The sequence below is a fragment of the Chloroflexus sp. genome (assembly GCF_049970315.1).
In the GTDB taxonomy this organism is placed as follows: domain Bacteria; phylum Chloroflexota; class Chloroflexia; order Chloroflexales; family Chloroflexaceae; genus Chloroflexus.
The window spans coordinates 19870-28443 of record NZ_JBMFNE010000036.1 but is presented as its reverse complement, the minus strand read 5'-3'; the positions used below and the strand labels follow the sequence as shown (position 1 = coordinate 28443).

Here is an 8574-nt window from a genome sequence, read left to right as displayed (position 1 = left end):
CCTAACGTGGGGAAGGGGCGTCCCCCTTTGTCATTTCGAGGGCACGCCAGTGCCCGAGCAATCCTAACGTGGGGAAGAGTGATTGCTCGCTGCGCTCGAAATGACAAATAGTACTGCCCCCCACTGTCATTTCGAGGGCACGCCAGTGCCCGAGCAATCCTAACGTGGGGAAGGAGTGAGGAAGATTGCTCGCTACGCTCGAAATGACATTATTGAATCACTTTGCTGATAGACTGTTGAGCCATTTCGGATCTCCACAATAACAGTCTGTACCCCATTCCCTGAGTCTAATGTCTATGCGATGCTAGATTGATACGACATCCATTCCGTCCAATTGATCCCGTCGTTGCTGAGTCGCATCGTTGGTGAGTTCTACTGAACAATATCGCCCTGTGCATTCGGCGACGCAGGCGGCACAGGGATCGCCATTAACAAGAGGCTTAGCACCACCGAACTAACGGTGCGGATACAAGTAGGCATACCACCCTCCTGAACCTCGACCACGCTATGCAGCATGGTAACAGGCAACAAGGATAGTATGCCAGAGTGACAAGAGTCCTAGATTATGGATTATGGACTTTCCTACCGGAACAGCAGCAACCGTAACCCGTTGAGCACCACGATAATTGTGCTCCCCTCGTGACCGACCACACCGAGTGGCAACGGCACACCCACCGTCAATGTTGTTGTTACCAACACGACCACAACCGCCAGCGCAAAGATAATATTTTGCCAGACGACCTGCTGTGTGCGGCGGCTGAGGCGCAGCGCGTAGGTGATCGCGCTTAAGTCGTCGCGCATCAAGACCAGATCGGCGGTTTCGAGTGCCGCATCGGTACCGGCAGCCCCCATTGCAATTCCCACCGTCGCCGCCGCCAACGCCGGTGCGTCATTCACACCGTCGCCGACCATCGCCACACCACCGTAACGCTGGCGTAACTGCTCAACGATACGCAGCTTATCGGCGGGCAACAGGCCGGCATGCACCTCGTCCACACCCAGCCGGCGCGCCATCGCTTCCGCCACCTGTGGATTATCGCCGGTCAGCATCACGATCCGCTCAATACCGGCAGCACGCAACTCGGCAATGCGTTGGGCTGCATCGGGCCGTTCGCGATCCATCACCGCTATCAATCCCAACCACTGCTCGCCACGCCGAACGAACAACACACTCCCGCGCCCTTGCGCCATTAGCTCATCGGCCCGCACCGACAACTCCGGCGGCACAACCACCCCGGCCTCGGCAAACAAGTGCGGCGAACCGACCAGTGTCTCAACCCCTTCCCACATCGCACGCACACCCATCCCGGTCACAGCCGTAAACTGCTCGGGTGGCGCAACCGTGATCCCGCGTTCTTCGGCGGCTTGCAAAATGGCACGCGCAATTGGGTGCTCTGAAGGTTGCTCGGCACGGGCAACAATCGCCAATAGATCGGCTTCGTCCACCCCATTCATCGGCACAAGATCGGTCATCGTCGGTTTACCAAAGGTCAACGTGCCGGTCTTATCGAAAGCGATCACCCGTACCTTGCTCAATTCCTCAAGATGCACTCCACCCTTGAACAGCACCCCACGCCACGCCCCGGCTGCAATCGCGCTCAGCAACGAAGCCGGCACACTGATCACCAACGCACACGGCGAAGCAACCGTGAGGAGCACCATTCCGCGGTAGAACGTATCGGTAAAGTCGGCTCCGGTTAGCGCCGGTACGGCAAGGATAAACAAAATCACCGCGACGATCACGCCGATTGCATACCGCTGCTCAAAATATTCAAGAAAGCTCTGCGACCGCGCCTTGCGCGCTTGTGCTTCACTCACCATCGTGATAATACGGGCCAACGTACTCTCGCTGGCCGGCTTGGTTACCCGAACTTCCAACGCACCGGTCTGGTTGAGCGTGCCGGCCAACACTGCCATCCCCGGACCTTTTTGCACCGGCATTGACTCACCGGTCAGCGCCGATTCGTCAAATGAACCACTACCCCGTTCAATCACACCATCGAGCGGCACTCGGTCACCGGGGCGGAGCACCACCACATCGCCCACTTGCACTGCCTCAACCGGCAGATCGAGTTCACGCCCATCACGACGAACCGTCACCATATCCGGGCGCAACTGCATCAGCGCGGTAATCGCCTGCTCGGTACGACGCATTGCATAGGCTTGCAACACATTGCTCAACGAAAAGAGAAAGAGTAGAATCGCACCTTCGGTAAAATCGCCTAAATAGCCCGCACCGAGCGCTGCCAATACCATCAACAGGTCAACTTCAATCGACCAATGGCGTAGCGATGCAATGATAGCGCGCACGGCGTAAAAGCTGCCAAAGAAATAGGTCGCCAGGTGGGCGGCCAGCGTGATCGACTCCGGCGCACCCGATCCTTCCAGTATCAGACCAGTGACAATACCGATCAGGGTCAAAGCGACAAAGGCCGGTTCGAGGATCTCGTCGTTGAGCAGCAGCGTCAGGCGCTGCCGGGGTGCCGTGTTCGATATAGTTGTCATGACAATCTCCTCTCTGCCGCCGGGTAACGTAACCGAGCTACGAATGCAAAACTTGTCGATCTTCTGGATCGAGACGAGCGAGTAGGTCTTCGCCTAATCGGGCAAAGATGCGCTGCGCAAACAACTCCATCCAGATAAATTGGCGCGCGATCAAAACCATGTTGCGGTTGGTGGTGACCGTAGCCGTCGTCGCCAGATGGCCGGAAGCGATCAGAAACTCTCGCTCATCGGCGACCACGATGAGCGTTTCGACCATACCATGCAGTTCGGTTTCACGTTTGGGATGGCGTACCACCTGACCGAAAGAAAAGGGAGCTGTACCGGTGAGTATCACCCCCAGCGCAACTCCGCGCGCATGGGCGGCAGCCAACGCCGGATAGAGCGCTTCAACATCGGCGTCGGTCAGTACTAACATCAACTCACGCTCAGCACCTTCGATCAGATCACGCGCTGCCGTTAACGCCTCACGTCGCCCGCTAAAGTTCCATAAGCGGTCATTCTCCTCGTGCCGAAAGAGCGGTATGAGCTGGTTTCGCAACGTCTCGGCCCGCTCATGTGCTTCACGCTCGTACCGGTCGAGCAAAATGGCCGGTGAAATCGGGCGATACAACGTCGCCTTCTCTTCAACCGACTTGAGAACGACACCCCGCGCCTCTAATCGCCCCAACGCTTCGTAGACCATCGACCGCGGCACACCGGCCAGCTTGCTGATCTGATAGCCGGTGGCCGGATAGTCGGTTAGCAATGCCAAATAGACCCGTGCTTCGTACTCGGTTAGCCCCAGCGCCGTTAATTGTTCTAGCAGATTTGTATCTATCATAGTTGTTTACTTCCGAACTACTAAAATTGTACCACGCACCACAACTTTGTCAAGAGGTTTTTTTCACCGACGACCCCTACCACCCACACACGAAACGATGATGGAGCACACCGAACAGCGTCACATGCTGCGCAACCGATCCTTGTGGGAAGCGAGGGTACGACTGTGACCTACCCAACAACGTCTCGGCGAGGAACGTGCGCAGCACGTGCCATGCCTCACCGGGAGCACCACCGGCGTTGATCGAGTCGATGCCACCAACAAAAGCGTGTGGCTGATCGGGAAAAACAACAAAGCGCGTCGTCACTGCGGCGACGCGCAGATCGCGTTCGAGTCGTTCTACTTCACTCAGCGGAATAGAGGCATCGGCCCCGCCGAAAATGCCCAGCACCGGGCCGCGAATCTGGCGCAACGCCTCAGGATCAACTTCCGCCATGCCGTAGAAGATGCCGGTCGCCGCTACCGCTGGGTTGTGCAAGGTGTAGAGCAGCGACGTGCGGCCACCATAGCAAAAACCGATCACGGCGATCCGATCTGCCAACACATCGGGTCGCGCCGTCAGCCACGCGAACACCGCATCGAGATCGGCTTGCACCTGTTCGGGTGGTGTTGTCGAAACCTGATAGATCGCGCGTGGGATCCACGTCGTACTCGCACCACGAAAGGTATCGGGGGCGACGACCACGTAGCCGTCGGCGGCGAGTGCGGTCGCCTTTTCGATGATGTCAGGTCGTAACCCCCACCATTCGTGGATCATGATCACGGCCGGATGCGGGCCGGGAGTAGACGGCTCGGCGACAAAGGCCCGGATCGGGCCGGCGGGGCCGGGAATCGTAACATTGGTTAGCTCCTCCACCCGCCCACTTCCGATTACCGCATCGAGCGGAATGCTCAGGATAACCCCGACGATAGCGATCCCGATCACCAGCCCGATCCACCCTAACACTCGTCTCAGCCGTTGCACATCTACCTCCTCACGTTGACAGACTGCCTATGATCGAGTATACTCTGAAATGGAAAGACTCCGTAGCTCAACTGGATAGAGCGTCAGCCTCCGGAGCTGAAGGTTGGTGGTTCGAGCCCACTCGGAGTCGCCAGTAAAGAACCCGCCCATTGTGGGCGGGTTTTATCGTGCGAGTGTGGTGACGCGCAACTCGTCACCAATCCCATTACAGCGTCCCGCTCAAGATGACCTCACCTTCGCCCGGAGATGCATTGGTCGCCGGTTCTACCGTCACCATCACCTCGGTGAACGCATTCACCTCTCGCGGTGCAGTCACGATCAGCGTTGCAAACCCGGCAGCATCCACCTGAACGGTACCGGCCGCGATCCGCTGGGTACCATCGCTCAGCCAAAACCGATAGACGCGATCCGGTTGTAACGGCGGCAAACCACTAAACACGACCACCGCCTGAGATTCACCGGGATACATATACATCTCGCCACGCGCCGCCAAACCCGCCCGTGTAGGGTGCAGTTCGCGGGTAGCGACACCAGGGGCACTCACAAACGAGACGAGTAATCGCTCTTGCGCGATTTGCTCGTTCAAGCGAGCGATCTGCTGCTCATAACGGGCCAGTTGCCTACTCAACTGCGCCTGTTGTGCCTCTCCGGCAGCAACAGCTTGTTGTAATTCACCGATCGCCGTCAGTAACTGCTGATTGTTCGCCGCAAGGGTTGCTACTTGTCGTTGCAAGGTCAGTGTCAACCCACCTAAGCCGATGATCACCACGACCAACACCGTCAAGATTGTAGGTACCAACCAGCCCGCAGGCCGCGGTGAGCGCGTTGGAGGCATTCGCTGCGCTTGATCAGCAGCAATCCGGGCCATTAGCCGATCACGCACATGGGAAGGCGGCTCGGCCGGCGCAGCCGCGTATGGCAACAGCGCGACCGTTTCACGCAACTGTTGTAACTCAGCCCGAGCAGTGGGCGACATTGCCAATACCTGCTCGAGTGCAGCCAGATCGGCAGGATCGAGACTACCCAATGCCGCTGCTGCCAGCAGGGCGTCAGTCTGCTCTTGCTCAGAGGAGTCCATCATTCATTAACATTCCTGGTGATCGTGAGCATCTATGCCGTAGTGAAGCAACGCTTGCTTCAATTTCTGCAAACCAAGCCGAATCCGTGTCTTGATGGTTCCGAGAGGACTTTGTAAATGCTCGGCAATCTCGCGCTGCGACAGCCCACCAAAATAAGCCAACTCAATAACTTCACGCTGATCCGGCGGCAAATCAGCCAAGGCGTGGGAAATCAGCCGACGACGTTCCGCTTCAAGCGTCGACTGCTCGACATTCTGCATCTGGTCAGGTAGAGACGTCAACAACTCCTCACTCGCACCAGATGTCATCGGGCGAACTTGCCGCCGTCGCAACTCATCAATGCAAAGATTGCGGGCAATCCCGAACATCCATGGCAAGAAGGCGCCTTGCATCTGAAACGTAGCCGCCCGCTTCCAAACCCGCCAGAAGGTTTCTTGCACAACCTCTTCAGCCGGCTCAGCAGCTCCTAACATTCTCAACGCTAAACCGTAAACGACTCGCGCATGCCGATCGTAAAGCTGAGCGAGCGCTGCACTATCACCGGCCGCTACCAGCTCCATCAAAGTTTCATCGCTTAAACGGGCTAACCGAGCCGCATCGTGGGGCTGGGCCACTACCAACCTCTTGTATCATAATACGTACATCACCGCCGATCGGATGCCTCACAATCCGGTGATGTACGAAGATGCTCATTCCCTATTATACACATCTCTTTCAAGCGACGTACATCGGTGCGATTATCACGCATCGGCAGACAGTACCCTGGTTTTCTCCCGTGCATTTTTCGGCAACTTATGGTAGAGTTATATTGAATAATACAAATACGCTTGACATACATATTAGTTATGTTATAGTTGGGATTGTGGCGAATATCACAAGGTGAACGACTTCACCTTGTTGCTCTGGCACATGCACGTCACAGTCATCGGATCGTCGTCGCCTCCGGCGCCAGACCGGTTCGGCGATCCTAGGAAGGAACAGCCGCATGGCCGGCTACCAACCGCATCTTAACCCGTCGGGATCGGTTTCGCTGCCTGAGGCGCGCATACCAACAACTCATAGCAGCTACAATACCGGCGAACTACCACCACAAACGGCCGGTGGCTTGGCCGGTATCTTCCACCGAGCCGGTATTTTGGCCGATCTCGGCGCAATCGAGCAGCGGCTCCTTGAATTAACCCATTCACGAGTTGCCGTCATTAGTGCTGCCGGCGCCCACACTGTACGCTCCGGCGGCAAACGGCTTCGCGCGGCGCTCGCCGTCTTAGCCGCGCGGCTTGGCTATTACCAGCTCAACCGCGTGATACATCCAGCCGCCGCCGCCGAACTCATCCACGCCGCCTCGCTCGTTCACGACGATTTAGTCGATCAAGCGAATCGCCGTCGTGGTCAAATCACCGTCCACGCCCGCTGGGATAACGATGTTGCGCTGATGGTCGGTGACTATTTCTTTGCGCTCGCTGCTGCTGAAATGGCGCGAAGTCCTGACCCGCGTATTATTACATTCTACGCCGAAGCAGTGCAAACCATTTGCGAGGGTGAATTAAGCCCCGTTACCGTCGCCGAGCCGTTCGACCGTGCTCTGCGCCAGTATCTGTACAAGACCGGAGCGAAAACGGCGGTGTTGTTTGAAGCGGCATGTAAAGCTGGGATGGTTTCCGGCGGTGGTAGTGATGATCAGATCATTGCCTTGGGTCAGTATGGCTACGATCTCGGTATGGCGTTTCAGATCATCGATGATGTACTCGATTTTATCGGCGATGAACGCATACTGGGAAAGCCGGCGGGTAATGATCTGCGGCAAGGAACGATTACCTTACCGCTTATCTATGCGACGGCTGTATCGCCGAACCCCCTTCTACGCGAGGTTTTGATGCACAATCCGCCACCTGATCCTCTTGTGAGTGAGGTTATTCGTGAAGTCATTGCGGTTGGTGGGGTGGCTGCCGCCCAAACCGAAGCGGAACGCTATATCGAGCAGGCAATCGCTCATCTCGACATCTTCCCACCTGGTCCGGCTCGCCAGGCGTTAATCGATATTGCACACTTTGTGATTGAACGTAAGGTGTAATAGCACTCAGTATTCGCATGGGCAAAGGTATGGTTGTGGTTGAGACGTTGTCATCGAACGTCTCAACTTTTTTTGTTGATGGTGCGCAGGGTTTCTCTACCGCCTGTCCGCGCTGCTGTGCTCAATAGATCGCTGAACCAGATGGTCATAGTTTTTTGGTATAAATAAAGAAATATTTTAGAATCTATATATGTATATAAATCAGTGATAAGATGATTTGCCAATTTTTCAACTATCGCATATAATACGGCGCGACAATTCTCTTCTCGCACCTATGAAACGCTCTCCCTATGTACCCAACAGTTGCCCTTATTCTCGATCACGACACCAAGGAACGTGTCGTCTTGAGTGAACTCCTTTATCAATGGACATGGCCATTACTGGCCACCGATAGTTTGACTTCACTTATATACTATCTCCACGATCCGAGAGTACACCTCTGCATTGTTAACACCGAGCTTTTAAGCGATCTATGGCAAGATTTTCACACACTCTTGACAACCCTTAGCCCACATCAGCGACTCGTTCTGAGTGGAAACACGCTATTACCCTTGCCTGATCTTCCCGACACCGTTGCATCGCGGATGATCTGTTTACCCTATCTTCCGCCCCAAGATGCCTTACAATCCTTTTTAGCTACGCACCACTTGCCTCATAAGGTACTGTCACCCTCGGAGCAGAGCAGACGCCTCTGCGAAAGACCGTGTAGCATGTTTGAGATTGATAGTACACGCCAAATTGCCCGCTTCTGTGATCGAGATGTGTTCTTGAATCAAGAAGAGTTGAGCGTGTTACAGTATCTTACCCTTACAAAAGGTCATATTTACACCTATCGAGACCTGATCGATCTGTTTTACCTGAATCATTTGTCTGAAGACCACGCCAGAAAACTGGTACGCGGACGTATGTATTACTTACAAACCAAACTCAATCGCAATAGTAAACATACCGAAATTATAACCTGTGTGCGTGGGGTTGGGTATCGTTTGAGTATACCAATGTGTAAAGCTGGATGCCCCGCGAGTGAGCATTCCGATGGGCACACGGATGATAAAGCGCATACGGATAAGACGGATCAGATGAGTGAACACGGATCACGCTCTGATCCGTACTAACCCGTCGCATCAGTCCCATC

At 55.4% G+C, this 8574-nt stretch carries 7 protein-coding genes and 1 tRNA gene; 3 read left to right on the top strand and 5 right to left on the bottom strand.

Annotation, left to right across the window (positions count from 1 at the left end):
* Nucleotides 1-582: 582 nt before the first annotated feature.
* The 3 genes from ACP5OT_RS17035 to ACP5OT_RS17025 form a co-directional block, all read right to left on the bottom strand.
* On the bottom strand, nucleotides 583-2505 hold the full coding sequence (locus ACP5OT_RS17035; RefSeq protein WP_428113236.1) for a heavy metal translocating P-type ATPase: 1923 nt from the start codon (nucleotides 2503-2505) through the stop codon (nucleotides 583-585).
* A 37-nt stretch (nucleotides 2506-2542) separates the two neighbouring features.
* Nucleotides 2543-3325, bottom strand: coding sequence for a TrmB family transcriptional regulator (locus ACP5OT_RS17030; RefSeq protein WP_424676772.1), 783 nt, complete (start codon nucleotides 3323-3325; stop codon nucleotides 2543-2545).
* Nucleotides 3326-3401: 76 nt separating this feature from the next.
* Nucleotides 3402-4289 (bottom strand): dienelactone hydrolase family protein, encoded by an 888-nt coding sequence (locus ACP5OT_RS17025; protein WP_428113232.1) that lies wholly within the window; start codon nucleotides 4287-4289, stop codon nucleotides 3402-3404.
* 56 nt (nucleotides 4290-4345) lie between these two features.
* Here ACP5OT_RS17025 and ACP5OT_RS17020 point away from each other — a divergent pair.
* Nucleotides 4346-4422 (top strand) — tRNA-Arg (locus ACP5OT_RS17020).
* 72 nt (nucleotides 4423-4494) lie between these two features.
* On the opposite strand, the gene ACP5OT_RS17015 is transcribed toward ACP5OT_RS17020, so the two are convergent.
* Both ACP5OT_RS17015 and ACP5OT_RS17010 read right to left on the bottom strand, forming a co-directional pair.
* A complete protein-coding gene (locus ACP5OT_RS17015) occupies nucleotides 4495-5370 on the bottom strand; it encodes an anti-sigma factor (RefSeq protein ID WP_424676774.1) in 876 nt (291 codons plus the stop codon).
* A 3-nt stretch (nucleotides 5371-5373) separates the two neighbouring features.
* Entirely contained in the window at nucleotides 5374-5982 is a 609-nt protein-coding gene (locus tag ACP5OT_RS17010; RefSeq protein ID WP_424676775.1) for an RNA polymerase sigma factor, read from the bottom strand.
* A 371-nt stretch (nucleotides 5983-6353) separates the two neighbouring features.
* Here ACP5OT_RS17010 and ACP5OT_RS17005 point away from each other — a divergent pair, with 371 nt between their 5' ends.
* Both ACP5OT_RS17005 and ACP5OT_RS17000 read left to right on the top strand, forming a co-directional pair.
* Nucleotides 6354-7439: a polyprenyl synthetase family protein gene (locus tag ACP5OT_RS17005; protein WP_424676776.1), complete on the top strand. Its 1086-nt coding sequence runs from the start codon at nucleotides 6354-6356 to the stop codon at nucleotides 7437-7439.
* A gap of 290 nt (nucleotides 7440-7729) precedes the next feature.
* Nucleotides 7730-8554 (top strand): winged helix-turn-helix domain-containing protein, encoded by an 825-nt coding sequence (locus ACP5OT_RS17000; protein ID WP_428132821.1) that lies wholly within the window; start codon nucleotides 7730-7732, stop codon nucleotides 8552-8554.
* Nucleotides 8555-8574: the final 20 nt, after the last annotated feature.